The sequence below is a fragment of the Streptomyces sp. NPDC079141 genome, assembly GCF_040686775.1.
GTDB lineage: Bacteria > Actinomycetota > Actinomycetes > Streptomycetales > Streptomycetaceae > Streptomyces.
The window spans coordinates 483,400-497,862 of the sequence record NZ_JBFBLP010000004.1 but is presented as its reverse complement, the minus strand read 5'-3'; the positions used below and the strand labels follow the sequence as shown (position 1 = coordinate 497,862).

Annotated in this window: 13 protein-coding genes and 1 tRNA gene; 7 read left to right on the top strand and 7 right to left on the bottom strand. The window is 68.5% G+C overall.

Annotated features, from left to right (window positions below; translation table 11 throughout):
* Positions 1-27: 27 nt before the first annotated feature.
* Positions 28-258 carry a hypothetical protein gene (locus tag AB0Q90_RS16515; RefSeq protein ID WP_363165433.1) on the bottom strand — a complete coding sequence of 77 codons (231 nt, stop codon included), beginning with the start codon at positions 256-258 and terminating at the stop codon, positions 28-30.
* A 94-nt stretch (positions 259-352) separates the two neighbouring features.
* On the opposite strand from AB0Q90_RS16515, the gene AB0Q90_RS16510 reads away from it, so the two are divergent.
* Both AB0Q90_RS16510 and AB0Q90_RS16505 read left to right on the top strand, forming a co-directional pair.
* Positions 353-1,039, top strand: a complete 687-nt coding sequence (locus AB0Q90_RS16510) for a helix-turn-helix transcriptional regulator (RefSeq protein ID WP_363165432.1) — start codon at positions 353-355, stop codon at positions 1,037-1,039.
* Positions 1,036-2,550, top strand: coding sequence for a site-specific integrase (locus AB0Q90_RS16505; RefSeq protein ID WP_363165431.1), 1,515 nt, complete (start codon positions 1,036-1,038; stop codon positions 2,548-2,550). The genes AB0Q90_RS16510 and AB0Q90_RS16505 overlap by 4 nt, the downstream gene beginning before the upstream one ends.
* On the opposite strand, the gene AB0Q90_RS16500 is transcribed toward AB0Q90_RS16505, so the two are convergent.
* Positions 2,547-3,605, bottom strand: a complete 1,059-nt coding sequence (locus tag AB0Q90_RS16500; RefSeq protein WP_363165430.1) for a pentapeptide repeat-containing protein — start codon at positions 3,603-3,605, stop codon at positions 2,547-2,549. The genes AB0Q90_RS16505 and AB0Q90_RS16500 overlap by 4 nt on opposite strands.
* A 473-nt stretch (positions 3,606-4,078) precedes the next feature.
* On the opposite strand from AB0Q90_RS16500, the gene AB0Q90_RS16495 reads away from it, so the two are divergent.
* From AB0Q90_RS16495 to AB0Q90_RS16480, 4 genes are all read left to right on the top strand, one after another.
* Positions 4,079-4,495 carry an SCP2 sterol-binding domain-containing protein gene (locus tag AB0Q90_RS16495; RefSeq protein WP_363165429.1) on the top strand — a complete coding sequence of 139 codons (417 nt, stop codon included), beginning with the start codon at positions 4,079-4,081 and terminating at the stop codon, positions 4,493-4,495.
* 38 nt (positions 4,496-4,533) lie between these two features.
* Positions 4,534-4,794 carry a hypothetical protein gene (locus AB0Q90_RS16490; protein ID WP_363165428.1) on the top strand — a complete coding sequence of 87 codons (261 nt, stop codon included), beginning with the start codon at positions 4,534-4,536 and terminating at the stop codon, positions 4,792-4,794.
* Positions 4,791-5,774, top strand: coding sequence for a hypothetical protein (locus AB0Q90_RS16485; protein ID WP_363165427.1), 984 nt, complete (start codon positions 4,791-4,793; stop codon positions 5,772-5,774). The genes AB0Q90_RS16490 and AB0Q90_RS16485 overlap by 4 nt, the downstream gene beginning before the upstream one ends.
* A gap of 336 nt (positions 5,775-6,110) precedes the next feature.
* Positions 6,111-6,611: a hypothetical protein gene (locus AB0Q90_RS16480; protein WP_363165426.1), complete on the top strand. Its 501-nt coding sequence runs from the start codon at positions 6,111-6,113 to the stop codon at positions 6,609-6,611.
* Positions 6,612-6,766: 155 nt separating this feature from the next.
* On the opposite strand, the gene AB0Q90_RS16475 is transcribed toward AB0Q90_RS16480, so the two are convergent.
* From AB0Q90_RS16475 to AB0Q90_RS16455, 5 genes are all read right to left on the bottom strand, one after another.
* Positions 6,767-6,839 (bottom strand) — tRNA-Lys (locus tag AB0Q90_RS16475).
* Positions 6,840-6,957: 118 nt separating this feature from the next.
* Positions 6,958-9,354, bottom strand: coding sequence for a FlgD immunoglobulin-like domain containing protein (locus AB0Q90_RS16470; protein ID WP_363165425.1), 2,397 nt, complete (start codon positions 9,352-9,354; stop codon positions 6,958-6,960).
* 172 nt (positions 9,355-9,526) lie between these two features.
* The gene (locus tag AB0Q90_RS16465) at positions 9,527-11,611 is read right to left on the bottom strand and encodes a DEAD/DEAH box helicase (protein WP_363165424.1); all 2,085 of its coding nucleotides are present in this window, start codon (positions 11,609-11,611) and stop codon (positions 9,527-9,529) included.
* 207 nt (positions 11,612-11,818) lie between these two features.
* Positions 11,819-12,358, bottom strand: a complete 540-nt coding sequence (locus AB0Q90_RS16460) for a hypothetical protein (RefSeq protein WP_363165423.1) — start codon at positions 12,356-12,358, stop codon at positions 11,819-11,821.
* Positions 12,359-12,434: 76 nt separating this feature from the next.
* A complete protein-coding gene (locus tag AB0Q90_RS16455) occupies positions 12,435-12,785 on the bottom strand; it encodes a metallopeptidase family protein (RefSeq protein WP_009327618.1) in 351 nt (116 codons plus the stop codon).
* 84 nt (positions 12,786-12,869) lie between these two features.
* On the opposite strand from AB0Q90_RS16455, the gene AB0Q90_RS16450 reads away from it, so the two are divergent.
* Positions 12,870-14,420 (top strand): metallophosphoesterase, encoded by a 1,551-nt coding sequence (locus AB0Q90_RS16450; protein WP_363165422.1) that lies wholly within the window; start codon positions 12,870-12,872, stop codon positions 14,418-14,420.
* Positions 14,421-14,463: the final 43 nt, after the last annotated feature.

The window sequence follows — 14,463 nt, the reverse complement described above, 5'->3', positions numbered from 1 at the left end:
AGAACGGTCTGCTACAGCTCCCCGCTCTCACGCGGCCAGGCCCAACAGGGCCAACAGGTCTGCAGTCACCACCCGGTAGGCGTTGCCCAGCCGCAGCACCCTGCACGGGTACTGGCCGCGCTTCGCCAGCTCGTACCCCTTGCTCCGCCCAAGCCCCAACGCCCGATTGCCTGTCTCCAGGTCAACGGCAGCGGGAAGCTCTAGCAGCTCCTCGCGGCTCATGCCCTTCACCCGGTCCGCGGTTTCGTTCTCGCGCATACACGCTCCATCTATGACTGAGCCCTCGGCGAACACGGCGATCGCGCTCGTCTCCAAGCCACGGAATCAACGTTAGGGAAGTTAATGTGTCTGCATGACACAACGTGGTTTGGATGCTGAAAGGGACGAAGACGACGTCCCGGAGTGGGTGGACCAGGTGATGGCCACCGTGGCCGCCGAGGTCCGCAGACGCAGGAAGGAGCTAGGCATGAGCGCCCAGGACCTGGCGGACCGCTGCGAGGAGATCGGCCACCCGATCCCACGCAACGTGATCGCCAACATGGAATCTGGCCGCCGCGCCAACCTGCCCTTGGTCGACGTCATCGTCCTCGCCGAAGCCCTGCGGACCTACCCGATCTGCCTGCTCTACCCCGTCGGCTACGTCGACCGAGTCCAGCGCCTGCCCTTGCAGTACTCCGAACAGACCTGGGACGCCATGCGCTGGTTCACCGGCGATACAGAGGACTTCGGCATGGAAGACGACATGCTCCGTTCCTTTCGCGCCCACATTCGCCACCAGCGCGCCGCCCTGGCCGCCCTGAAGGGCGAGAAGCACGAGCGCTGGAAGGCCGAGACCGCACCCAACCGCGCAGAGCGCGAGGAAGCCGTACTCGCTCAAGCCGACTACGCAGAAAGGGCGTTGGAAGCCAAGTACCGGCTCCGCAGCGCCCGCGCCTTCATCCGCGAAGACGGCGGCACCCCACCGCACCTGCCGTCGGAACTCGCCGACGTCGACCCACCCGAGACCGACCCCAGCACCACCGAGGAGAACGATCTTTGAAGGGTTCCACCCACCGCCGCTGCTACTGCCGCGACCCCCACACCGGCAAGCCGCTGGGCAAGAAGTGCCCGAAGCTCTCCAGCCGCAAGCACGGCTCGTACTCCATACGCCAGGAGCTCCCGCCCCACGAAGACGGCACCCGCCGCTCCTTCAGCCGCGCCGGCTACGAGTCCCTGAAGGATGCACAGGCCGACCTCGACCACCTCCGCTCCCTGCTCGCCCTGGCCGAGAAGGACGACCCTGACAGCCTTCAGCGCCTCGTCGACATGCTGGAGGAGGTCGCGGTCGAGAAGGCTCCGCTCCCGGCCATCGAGGAGACCCGACGCCGTTTGAGGGCGGGCCTGGCCCTCCGCGGCAGCCTCACCGTCGGTGAGTGGCTCGACCAGTGGTTCGCCGCGAAGAAGCGCCGCAAGACCACGCTCAACGGCTACGCCTCCCACATCCACGTCCACCTGAAGCCGCGTATCGGCGGCGTACGCCTTGACCGTCTCAACGTCGGCCACTTGGTGGAGATGTTCGACGGGATAGCCGACGACAACGAGGTCATCGCGACCGAGAACGAGGCCCGCCGCGAACAGATCGCCCGCTGCAAACCGAGCAAGCCCGGCCGCCCCGTAGGAGCCGAGCGAAAACTACTCGCGGTCGAGCGCGCCAAGCTGGCAGAGATGAAGCCGTTCCGGAAGATCACCGGCCCGGCGTCCCGCCAGGCGATCCGCCGCACCTTGCGCGCGGCCCTGAACTCCGCGATCGCCCAGCAGCTCATCACCTTCAACCCGGCGTCCCACGTCGAGTTGGAGTCCGGCAAGCGCCCGAAGCCCCTTCTCTGGACCGATGAACGAGTCCGGCGCTGGCGCGAGACGGGCGAGATCCCCGGCCCCGTGATGGTGTGGACCCCGCAGCAGTTCGGCGCCTTCCTTGACACGGCCGAAGGAGACCGCCTGTACGCGATCTTCCACCTCATGGGCACCCGCGGCCTCCGGCGCGGCGAGGCGGTCGGCCAGGACTGGCACGAGATCGACCTCGACGCCGGCCTCATCACGCCCGCCAAGGAGATCGTGGTGGACGGCTGGGACCCCTACGAATCCGAGCCCAAGACGGACGGCAGCGCCAACACGATCGCACTCGACAGCACGACCATCTCCGAACTGCGCGACCACAAAGCCCGCCAGGACAAGGAGCGCGCGAAGTGGGGCGAAGCCTGGCAGGACACCGGCAAGGTCTTCACGAAGGAAGACGGCTCGTGGCTCCACCCCGGGACGGTCTCCGAGACCTTCCGCCGCATCCTCGCCACGACCGACCTCCCGCCCATCACCCTGCGGGATCTGCGTCACGTAGCCGCGACCCTCACGCACGGAGGCGGCGGCGATATCCACACGATCAAGGAGACCCTGCGGCACTCCACGATCACCCTGACGTCGGACACGTATACGAGCCTTCTCCCCGAGGTCGACCGTGCCGCGGCAGAGGCAGCTGCACGACTCATTCCTCGCCAACGCGGGAATCGGCGCTAACGACAGCCGTGTTCCACGGCTTGGATACGGGCCCGGACGCGAGCATCCTTGGCGATTTCCAGTGGGAGCTTCGTAGTCGCTGTGGGGCGCGCACTGACGATCTGTTCAACGGTGATCCCTCGCGCCCTCAGCAGGTCCGTTCCTTCCAGCAGCGCCCCTTCGAGGCTAGCGGCACGTAGATTTGCATCGAAGAAATTGGCACCTTTTAGATTTGCTCCGTCAAGATCCGCACCTTGGAGATCAGCAGCATCAAATACTGCCCCCTTCAGGTCAGCTTTCACGAGGAGTGAACTCGTCAGGCGCGCCCCGGAGAAATTCGCATCTTCGGCGTCGACCTTGGAGAGGTCCGCATTACTCAATTCGGCAGAAAGGCCGTATACGCGCACTAGTTTAGCCCCAGCCAGCTGCGCCTCCTCAAGGCGAGCGCTGGCCAGGACCGTGCGCGTTAGATCGGCTCCTTGCAGCCTGGCATATTGAAGGTTCGCCCCGAAGAGTTGGGTTCCCGGAAGGTATATTCCACTCAGGTCAGGTCCGAAGAAATCGTCGTCGATTGGCTTACTGATCGGGCGAGCTGTGACGATCCTGGCTGCCGCTTGAGCGTCCTCTCCAGCCTTCGGCACCCCGCTACTGGCGACCAGTTTAGGTTTCGTCGCATGGGTGTGAATGAAGGCCGTGAGCACTTCAAGTATCACCTGTCGATCTTCCGGCGAGTCGTTCATGATTCTGCGAAGTGAGTAGATCCCACCCAGGCGAACGTCGACGGTCTCGCTACCGAGTTGTTCAGTCGCCGCGGTGAAGCGTTCGGTGACTTGCCCCTGCTCCGAGATGTTGAGCTCTCGATTCCTGTTTTTGAGTTCATCACGCGCCTGAATGGACGAGATCCCTGCGAATAGGAGAGCGGCGACGGCGGCGAAGGCGGTGACTGCATGCACAATGATCTCGAATCGTTGGCTCCAATCCATGCGCCTGCTGGTGGGCGACTGTCCGACAGCAGTTTCAGGCGAGTCGCCATCGGGGGTGTCCTCATCTGGCGAGAGGTTGCTCCTGGTGGACATTTCACCATTGCACCGGTCTGATTCGACGGAAGGTAGGAGTCCGGCAGGATCAGTGAGATGAACGCCTGCGCTGCCCACCTCTCCGCCAACAGCAGTTGCAGGGGCGGCTGGACCTGGCGTCCGAGCACCTACGGGAGTGCCCCCGACCTGCGCGCGTCGTTGCCCTGGATTCAACGACCTCACCTGAACCAGTCGTTGGATCGCGGCTCTAGTTAATGCGTCTAGCGCCCCCACACCGACGCTCGACGAGGCGGCCTGCGTCGGAACGGCGGGCCCACATGCATGCTCACATGCCGGGGCGCGGCTATCTCCTGTGGTTCAGTCACGACGCCAGGCTGCTCGTTTCTATCGCGGTTGGGCGCCTCAGTCACCGAGCGGAATCCACACCGCCGGATAGATCCGACCCGGCAGCTGGACAGCTTGCTGACACGACGGTATAGCTGACTCAAAGCACCCTCCGACTGGGAGAAGCCATGGGTGGTGACTCGCGGTCTCGATTGACCGACAGTTTTCGCAACGACCCGACGCTCGCCGAATTCCTGTTGCCCTTTCCGCAATTGCCCCATGCAGAGGACGGTGACCCTGGCTCGGCGTTCGAGCGGCTCGGGGAGCTGGTTGCTGGCTCTACGCTCCGCGCGCGCGTGCACTTCCGTATCTCAGCCGACGACGCGGCCCGGTCGTGGACGCTGGAGTTGGGGCCCGATGCCTGCACCGTGAGCAGCGAGCGGGCTCACCGCCCCGACCTCGAGGTGCTGGTCGGGGCTGAGACCTGGCGGCAGCTGGCGACGGGCAGCCTCTCACCGTTGGAGGCGTTCGCCCTCGGCGACATGCGCGTACGCGGCGATATTCGAGTGGCTTTACATCTGATGCAGCTGCTCAGGCAGCAGTAGCCGTATGCAGGCGAAGACGGTCCAGGGACGGTGACGACATGGCTGCGATGACCGGGAATGTAACCTGTCTACGAGTCTTTGATGACGCCGGTTTCGTACAACTGAGCGGCGCAGGTGGGGTGAAGGAGACCTTCATCTTGTGGTTTGCGCCACCGGAGATCTCGGCTTTCGAGCGGATCATGCACACGATGTGGATCTCCCTGCTCCGTGATGCGCTCGTCAGTGGACTGCCGGTGACCGTGCTCCATCCAGACGGGAACGCGCGGCTCACCACCGTGCAACTCGGGGAATTCCAATGAGTTCTGCCGATGCCGATGGTGAGATGCTGCTGGGCCGCGTCCTTGCGGTGAAGCAGGATGCCGCCGAGCGGTTGCGTACCTATCCGCGCGTGACCGGCGTTGGCGTAGGGCTCAAGTTGATCGGAGGCGTCCGTACGGACCGGGTGGCTATCCGCGTCTATGTCGAACGCAAGCTCCCCGAGTCCGAGTTGGCCACAGCCGACATCCTGCCCCGGGAGATCGAAGGGATCCCAGTCGATGTAATCGAAGCACGCTTCCATGTGCACGGTGCTCCAAGCGACATCGACGAGCACCGAGCCCGGCACAACCCCATGATCGGCGGCATCAGCATCGGCAACGAAGTCATGGGCGGCTCCGGCACGCTGGGCGGATCGGTCTTCGACCGGCACACACAGCAGGACCTGATCCTCAGCAACTGGCACGTGCTGTGTGGCAGCCCCGTCTGCCAACCCGGCGAGACCATCATTCAGCCCGGGACGGGCGGCGGCGACACTGGAACGGGTGCGGATGTCGTTGGGCTGCTACACCGCTTCGCGCTTACGGACGAGGTCGATGGCGCGGTCGCCGTCCTGTCCGGTCACCGCTTCCTGCTGCGTGAACTGCTTGAGCAAGGTTCGTTCGCCGGCATGGCTGATCCGGTCTTGGGCGGGGAGGTCCGCAAGTCGGGCCGGACATCCGGTGCGACGTCTGCCGTCGTCACCGATGTCAGTGCAGAGGTCGACGTGCGGGGCTACCCTCAGGGCACGCTGAGGTTCAGGAACCAGATCGTCATCGAGAACACTGATCCGAGTCTCCCTGGTGATTCCGGGAGCTTGTGGATCGACGGGGCCAGTCGGGTGGTCGGACTCAATTTCGCTGGCTCTGAGGGCATGGGCATCGCTAATCCCATCACTGCAGTCGTAGCAGCGCTCGACATCGACATCGACCGGGGCATTTCCATGCACCACTTCCTCGCTGCGACTGGGTCGCTGTGGCGCTGACCGCTATTAGCCGTGCCGGTCGGTATTCCCGGTTGTCGCATCGGGTGGGCGCCAGGTTCCACTGGCCGGTGTAGGCCCCGATTGGTGCTTCACCTGGGAAGTGCCTCCGGCTGTGACAGGAACAAGGACCTCGAAAATCCTCATTCTTACTGGTCAGGGGCACTTCTCGATTTCCTGACCGCCTGCCGGACAGCCCGCTTCATGAAAGCGCGGGGCTAGAAGCGCCCAGGACCGCGGCGAGCCAGTACTCCGGCAGCCGTATCAGGCCGTCGACCAAACTTATCGTTCTCAGCCGTTCCCCCTCCCCGAAGCGGGCTCGGGCCTCATGCTCGGTCCATGGGACGAAACAGCCAGCGCCGCCGGAGCGCACGAGCCTCTCGGACGGGGCACAACGTCGCGCCTGATGTCTCCGAGATCTCCCGTGTCCGCACCGCAAAGCGTCTGCGCGCCGATATAGCGTCGTGGATGCGGAACCCCTCCCAGGGGCCTGGGGCCTCGTTCACGGAGGGTGAGCATCCTTCAGATCCCACCGCGGTCTGGGCAATCCTGATGGGGTGGCTTGTCGGGGCGCGGGAGCAGATTACTGAGGAACAGGCGCGCGACGCCGTCAGGTGGGTCTCCGACAGCCTGGGGATCCAGCACGACGACCTCCTCCACGCAGCAGGGTTCATCGGTCACCCGGACGCGCCAGATGTGACCCTCAACGAGGCAGTCGAGCGCTACGGGGACGACCCGATGCTCTTCACCGTGTACATGGTGATGCTCTGCGGCGGGCTGGTCGCCACGGTGGGCGATGCCGATCCGGATTGGCTCAAGCAGTTCGATCTGACAGCTTGAGCAAGTCGGCGCTCTCCAGTGCGGGGGTGCCTCCAGCCCATCCGCTCACGCATCGCTCACGCATACAACCGAAAACTAGTCAGCGCCCGAGTCAGCCGAAGCCGACCCGAGCGCTGCACAGCAGGTCAGAGGGGTTACCCCCGCCACCCGCACCGTAGGCCCTGTGGGACTCGAACCCACAACCAATGGATTAAAAGTCCACTGCTCTGCCAATTGAGCTAAGGGCCCAGGCGATGTTGCCTCCACGAGCATAGCCGGAGGCGGCCGCGTCTCCGATCGGGTATTGGCGACGCGGCCGCGTCCGACTGCGAAAGGCTACGGATCTAGCGGCGCCGACGGCCGCGAATCACCGCAGACCGGGCGCTCCGCCGGTCACCTCGATGGTGCCGGTGAGCCGCAGGTCCGGGCCCTGGCCGTCCGCGGGGGCGGCGGTCAACTCCCAGGTGTACGTGCCGTCGTGGGCGTATTCGCGGCCGGAGGCGTCGTCGACCGTGCCGTCCCACACCGCGTCGAGAGCGGCCCCGCCGCGCACCGCGTCCAGGGTCCGCACGGTCGCGCCCGAGGCGTCCTTGATCACGACGCGGGCACCGGCCGCGGCCGGCTTGGACAGCTGCCAGGCGCCGCTCCACCGCGTGTCCGTGGCCGACCCCAGGTCGACCGCGTTCTCCGGGTGCGCCTCGATCCCGGCGAGCGGGGAGGTGGGCACATCGGAGGCGACGGCACGCAGTGCGCCCGGCCGGCCCCGCTCGGGGAGGTAGGCCACGCCGCCGCCGAAGCGGTCGACGGCGTAGTGGCCGTGGGCGAGGTAGCCCGGCAGGTCGGCCAGGGTGCGGGTCTGCACCGAGTCGACGGTGTGGAAGTCCAGCAGGCGCAGCTGTCCGGCGCTCTCGTCGTGGACGACGACATAGCCGTCGCCGAGCTCGCCGTTGCCCGGCACGTCGATCATGCGTCCGGTCGTGCGGTCCCAGACACCGGAGCCCGCCGGATCGCCGGAGGCCTCGCACGTCCAGTAGACCCAGCGGCCCACCGCCTGAAGATCGGTCGGCGTGCACTCCTTGCCGAGCGAGAAGGACTCGGTGTCGCCGGACTTCAGGTCGGTCGCCTTGACCGTGCCCTTGCTGTCGCCCGGCGTCCAGAAGGTGCTGCCCCAGACGGCCGCCGCCGACGCCGCCCGGGTCAGCAGGACCTCGCCGGGCTTCTCCCGGTCGATGACGTACTGCTGGTACGTCCCGAACCCGGACATGTAGCCGTGGCCGAAGACGACGTAGCGCCCCGACGCGTCCACGATCTGGCCGCCGCCCGGCGTGGTGATCGACACCGCGTCGTCCGGCGTCGACCGTACGTCGATCCCGCTGCCCTTCGGATAGGCGAAGGCACCGTCGCCCAGTGCGAACGCCCCGCTGCCCGCCGAACCGCCGGTGCCGTCGGTGCTCAGCGGCGGCTGGGCGACCAGGCTGCGCCCGCCCGCCGACGCGTTCGCGCCGAGCTCGACGTGGCGCTTGTAGAGGGAGGGCAGGTAGTTGGTGTCCGGCTCGTAGGTGGCCAGGTCCCCGGCCGCCAGCGTCACCGCGCCGTACGAGCCCGCCTTCGGCGACACCGACCGCACCGTGCTCACCGCGAGCGTCCCGTCGGTCTGCGCGCTCACCTTGCGCACGCCCCAGTCGCCCGCCGAGGCACCGCCCGCCACCAGCACCCCGCCGTCCGGAGTGGCGTTCAGCCCGTAGGTCCCGCCGAGCCGCGCGTGCGGCAGCAGGGTCCGCGCCTCGCCCCCGCCGACCGGCGCGGCGAGCAGCGGCTCGCCCCGGTCCTTGGGCGCGTCGCTGTTGCGGAAGGACTCGGTCTGGCGCAGCGACACGACCCAGTCGCCCACCAGCGCGATGTATGCCCGCTGCTCGTACGACGAGGCCACGTCCACCGTGGTCTCCGCACCGCCGAGCGCGTCCCGGCGCAGCACGTGCGCCCTCTGGTCGCCGTAGGCCGGATCGAACCAGGCGACGTGCGTGGCGCCGACCGCCACCTGCGTGTACCCGCTGCCCCACGTGCCCTTGAGCACGCCGGTGATCCTCCCGCTCGCCGTGTCCACCAGACCGACCTGGCCGGTCGAGTCGCCGGAGACCCAGATCGCGAGGGCGCCGTCGCCGGCGCCGAGCACCTTGTACGACGCCGGCCGCACACCGTTGTCACCGGTCACCGGCGTGTCCACCAGCTGCCCGTCGCGGTGGCGCAGCAGGTGCAGGGAGTCGACGGAGCCGTCCGCGGTCCAGGTCGCGGTCACCACGGTGTCGCCGTAGGTGCCGTGGTACGTCTGCCCCTCGGGGAGCGTGAAGCGGGTGGACGTACCCGCCTTGGTGTCCTTGAGCTCCACCGACCGGTCGGCCGGGGTGTAGACGCCCACGACGTCCGAGGCGTGTCCGCCGATGCGTTCGGCGGAGGCGTCGGCCGGGTCCTTGCCGACGGCCAGCGGGTCACCGGACAGCGGGCTCCAGCGGTACCCGGTGAAGTCCTCGGAAGCGTCGCGTTCCACGCGGTTGAGGTCGCCGGCGCTCCCCGCCGACTCCAGGTTGTAGCCACGCGGCAGATAGCGGTCGGGGGCGTCGATCGTGAGGGACACCGGAGCCGTCTCGGCATGGGCGTCGGACGCGAGGAAGGGGAGCGCTCCGCCGGTCACCGCGAGCGCCACGGACGCGGCGAGCGCGCCCGGCAGGAGGGAACGAGTGCGGTTGGGCCTGTGGCGTGGGGCCACTGGACACCTCCAACTGGTCTGGGAGGCGCGGAAGTTAACACAGGGGACCCAAAGAATTCGAACACGTTCGCGAATCATCAGCAGTCAGGCAAACCGGTCCACGGAACGCCGAAGGGCCCGTACGACCGCAGTCGTACGGGCCCTTCGAGGTGAGTCAGATGCTCAGCAGGCGTCAGCCGTTGCGCTTCCAGCGCGGCTTGTCCTCGCGGCGCTGGAAGGAGCCGCCACCGCGGTGGTCGTCACGGCGGCCGTAGGGACGCTCGTGGCCGCCGGAGCGGAAGCCGGGGCGGTCGCCCTGGCGGTCACGGTTGAACGGACGGTCGCTGCCACGGTGCCCACCGCGGTCGTCACGGCGCTCGAACGAACGGCCACCGCGGTCGTCACGGCGCTCGAACGAACGGCCGCCACGGTCGTCGCGACGCTCGAACGAACGGCCGCCACGGTCGTCACGGCGCTCGAAGGAGCGACCACCACGGTCGTCACGGCGCTCGAAGGAGCCACCGCGGTCGTCACGGCGGAAGCCGCCACGGTCGTTGTCCCGACGCTCGAACGAACGCCCACCACGGTCGTCACGACGGTCATCGCGACGGAAACCACCGCGGTCGTTGTCGCGACGCTCGAAGGAACGCCCACCACGGTCGTCACGACGGTCGTCGCGACGGAAGCCGCCACGGTCGTTGTCCCGACGCTCGAACGAACGGCCACCACGGTCGTCACGGCGCTCACGACGCTCGTACGGCGCCGAAGACTCCGTACGGTGCTCCCGCTCGCCCCGGTCGATGTCCTGCGCCTCCGGCTGCTCCGGCACCGCGAGCTCGGCGGCGGCCACCGCCGCCTGCGCCTCGGCCACCGCGGCCTCCGGGTCCTCGCCGCGCTCGCGGGCGACCCGGGCCACCAGACGGTCGGCCTCCTCGCGCAGCTCGGCCGCACGCCGCTGCGCACGCTCCAGCTGCTTGGTGAGCTGGGAGACCTCGCGCTCGGCCTGCTGCGCCGCGTTGCCCGCGGACTCGGCCTGGACCTCCGTCATCGAACGGGCGCCGGTGATCTCGGCGACCTCCGGGTCGAAGGCGGCGCCGCCCTGGATGATGTGACGCCCGGCGTCGACGCCTGCGTCCTCCATCAGGCGGAAGATCTGGCGGCGCTGGTGCGGCAGCGACAGCGACACGACCGTGCCGGTGCGGCCGGCCCGGGCCGTACGGCCGGCGCGGTGCAGGTAGTCCTTGTGGTCACCGGCCGGGTCCACGTTCAGCACCAGGTCGATGCCGTCGACGTGGATACCGCGGGCGGCGACGTCGGTGGCGACGAGGACGTTGACGTAACCGTCCTTGAAGTCGGCCAGCGTCCGCGTCCGCGCACCCTGCGTCATACCGCCGTGCAGCGCGTCGGCCTTCACACCGGCGTCCCGCAGCTGCTCGGCGACACGGTCGGCGCCCAGCTGGGTGCGGACGAAGATGATCGTGCGGCCCTTGCGGGAGGCGATCGCGGCCGTGACCGGCGCCTTGTCCTTGGGCTTCACGATGAGGATGTGGTGCGACATGGTCGTCACCGCGCCCTGGGCGGCGTCGACCTCGTGCAGGACCGGGTCCGCGAGGTACCGGTCGACGAGCGTCTTGATCTCGTTCTCCATCGTGGCGGAGAACAGCATCCGCTGACCGCCCGACGGGACCTGGTCCAGCAGCTCGGTGACCTCGGGCAGGAAGCCCAGGTCCGACATCTGGTCGGCCTCGTCCAGAACGGCGACCTCGACGTCCTCCAGGGAGCAGGCGCCGCGGTTGATGATGTCGCGCAGGCGGCCGGGGGTGGCGACCAGCACGTCCACGCCGCGCTCAAGGGCGTAGATCTGGTTGCCCATCGACGTACCGCCGCAGACGACCTTCATCTTCAGGCCGAGCTGGTCGCCGTAGGGCTGGAGCGCGTCCGCGACCTGCATCGCGAGCTCACGGGTCGGGGTGAGGATGACCGCGCGCGGCTTGTGCTTCTCGGTGCGGCCGCCGGACAGACGGGCCAGCGTCGGCAGACCGAAGGACAGCGTCTTGCCGGAGCCGGTACGGCCGCGGCCCAGGATGTCCTTGCCCGCCAGCGCGTCCGGAATGGTCGCGGCCTGGATCGGGAAGGGGGTGGTCACACCGTTCTGCGCGAGCTTGCGCACAACGGCCTCGGGCAGACCGAGATCGGCGAACGTGATCTCGGGGGTGCTGGTCTCGTCGTTCTCGCCGTTCTCGGGCACGACAACGTGATCAGTACTGGAAATGGACATGCGTATGCGAAACCTTCCGGAGTCTCGTCGGCACGCGCCCGTCAACTCCGTGTTCGCAATACGACCGCCTCAATGCGGTCAGCCACGGCAAGGGAGAGAACGCGCCACACGGCGCGCTCTGCAGTGGCGCCGGGCAAATGAATCAAACGATCTATAACCATACGCACCCCCCACCCTCGAAGGCAAACCGAGCGCATAAGACCTCGGTCACACCGGCGATCCCGCCTCCGGTGCCGGCTCCCGCTGCATCAGCTGCGGCTCCGCGTCCCCGTGCGCCGACGACGACGGCTCCGCCACCGTCGGCTCAGGCGTAGGAGTCGGCTCGGGCGGCGTGGACGTCGGCTCCGGTTCCACCGGCCGGGTCGGCGTCGGCGGCACCTTCGTCGGCGTCGGCTCCGCCGGCTTCTCCGTCTTCCCCGGCTTGCCCGGCGCCGGAGCCCCGCTCGCCGGCGCGGACGCGGAGGGCGAGGCGGACGCGGACTCCCCGTCCTTGTCCTTCCCCTTGCCCTTCCGCTTGCCCTTGCCCTTCCCGTCCCCGTGCTCACCGCCGGCCGCCACGCCCCCGTACCCGGCCCCACCGCCCGACACCGCGGACCCCCCGTCGGGCTCCTCCCCGCCACGCTGCCCCGCGGAGTGTGACGGCTTGGCACTCCCGCCGCCGTCGTCTCCCACGCTCATACAGCCGGCGGCAGCGGCGACGGCCATGACGGTGGCGGCCAGACGGACGGGTACGTACAAGGGGCGCACGGGCAGCCACCTCCGGGGAGGGTGAAGGAGTCAACCTGCCCAACTCCCGCCGCCCACAAGAGGACACGCGCGGCGCTCATCCGTACCCGAGGGCATGCAGCCGCGCGTCGTCGATCCCGAAGTGATGCGCGATCTCGTGCACGACCGTCACCTCGGTCTCCGCGACCACGTCCTCCCGCGACTCGCACATCCGCAGCGTCGGCCCGCGGTAGATCGTGATCCGGTCCGGCAGCACACCCGCGTACCACTCGCCCCGGTCCGTCAACGGCGTCCCCTCGTAGAGCCCGAGCAGCTCGGGATCGTCCGCGGGCGGTTCGTCCTCGACGAACACCGCGACGTTGTCCATCAGCCGCGTCAGCTCCGGCGGGATCCGGTCCAGCGCCTCGGCGACCAGTTCCTCGAACTCCTCGCGCGTCATCTCCAGCACAGAGCCATTGTCGTTCACGACCCGTCCGTACGAGAGCCGTGAACACCCCGCATATCAACCCCAGGACTTGGGCATACGGGACCAATGGCCCGCGTCCGTGTCGCCGTCCTGACCGTCCCCCACCGGATACGAAGGGCCCCGCGCGCCCTCGCCCGCCACTACCGCGCCCGCCAGGCACCCACCACGGTCGAACTCGTCCCGCAGCCGCACCCGTGGAGCCGCGCCCTGGGCCTGGTCACCGTCGTCCTCCTCGGCGCCTGGCTCGGCCTGCTGATCGTCGGCAACGTCCGCGTGCCCGTCGGCCCCATGGACACGACGATGACGCTCCGCCCGTCGGCCACCGGCGGCACGAAGATCAACGTCTCACCGCTCGGCGCACTGCGGCTGGACAGCCACCACGCCCCGGTCCGCCTGGACGTGAACGTCGACCAGCTCGACCCGGTCCGCTCGCAGGCCCTGATCGACCACCCCGAACGCATCTCCGGCCTCCAGGACGAGGTCACCCAGGACATCGCCCACGGCACCCGCGACCTCGCCCTGCGCTCCTGCGTCGCCGTCGTCTCCGGCGCCACCGCGCTCGGCCTCGCCGTCTACCGCCGCCCCCGCCGCGCCCTCGCCGCCGGCGGCCTCGCCCTGACCCTCCTGGCGGCGTCCGGCGGCACCGCGGCGGCGACCTGGAACCCGAACTCCGTCCTGGAGCCGAAATTCTCCGGCCTGCTCTCCTCCGCGCCGTCCCTCGTCGGCGACGCCCGCAGCATCGTCACCGAATTCGACGTCTACCAGAAGGAGTTGGCCCGCCTGGTGACGAACGTGACCAAGCTCTACGACGCCACGTCCACGCTCCCCGCCTACCAGCCCGACCCGACCACGATCCGCGTCCTGCACGTGTCCGACATCCACCTCAACCCGGCGAGCTGGAAGATCATCGCCTCGCTGGTGGACCAGTACCAGGTGAACGTGATCGTCGACTCCGGCGACACGATGGACCACGGCACGGCCGCCGAGAACGGCTTCCTGGACCCCGTCGAGGACCTCGGCGCCCCCTACGTCTGGGTCCGCGGCAACCACGACTCGATGATCACCCAGCAGTACCTGGAGGACCTGAAGAACGTGCACGTCCTGGACAACGGCAAGGCCCGGACGGTCTCCGGCCTGCGCTTCGCGGGCATCGGCGACCCCCAGTTCACCCCCGACCGCACGAACAAGCCCGGCGCCGAGGCCTCTCAGGAACTGGCCGGCGCCCGCCTCGCCTCGGCCCTGCGCGACCAGCAGGCCGCCGGCACCCCGGTCGACATCGCCGTCGCCCACGAACCCTCGGCGGCCCGCGAGGTCGACGGCGAGGTCCCCCTGGTCCTGGCCGGCCACCTCCACCACGACGAGATGGAGATCCTGGACCACGGCACCCGCCTGCGCATCGAGGGCTCCACGGGTGGCAGCGGCCTCCGCGCGATCGAAGGCAAGTACCCCGACCCCATCGAGACGTCGATCCTCTACTTCGACCGCGAGACCAAGCGCCTCCAGGCCTGGGACGAGATCGAACTGGGCGGCCTGGGCCTGACGACGGCCGAGGTCAGCCGACACCTCCCGGAGGAGAACCACCCGGGCAACTCCCCCACCCCCACCCCCACCCCGTAAACCGTTTTGGCGATCCCTCCCGCCATCCCATATGCTTCTCACG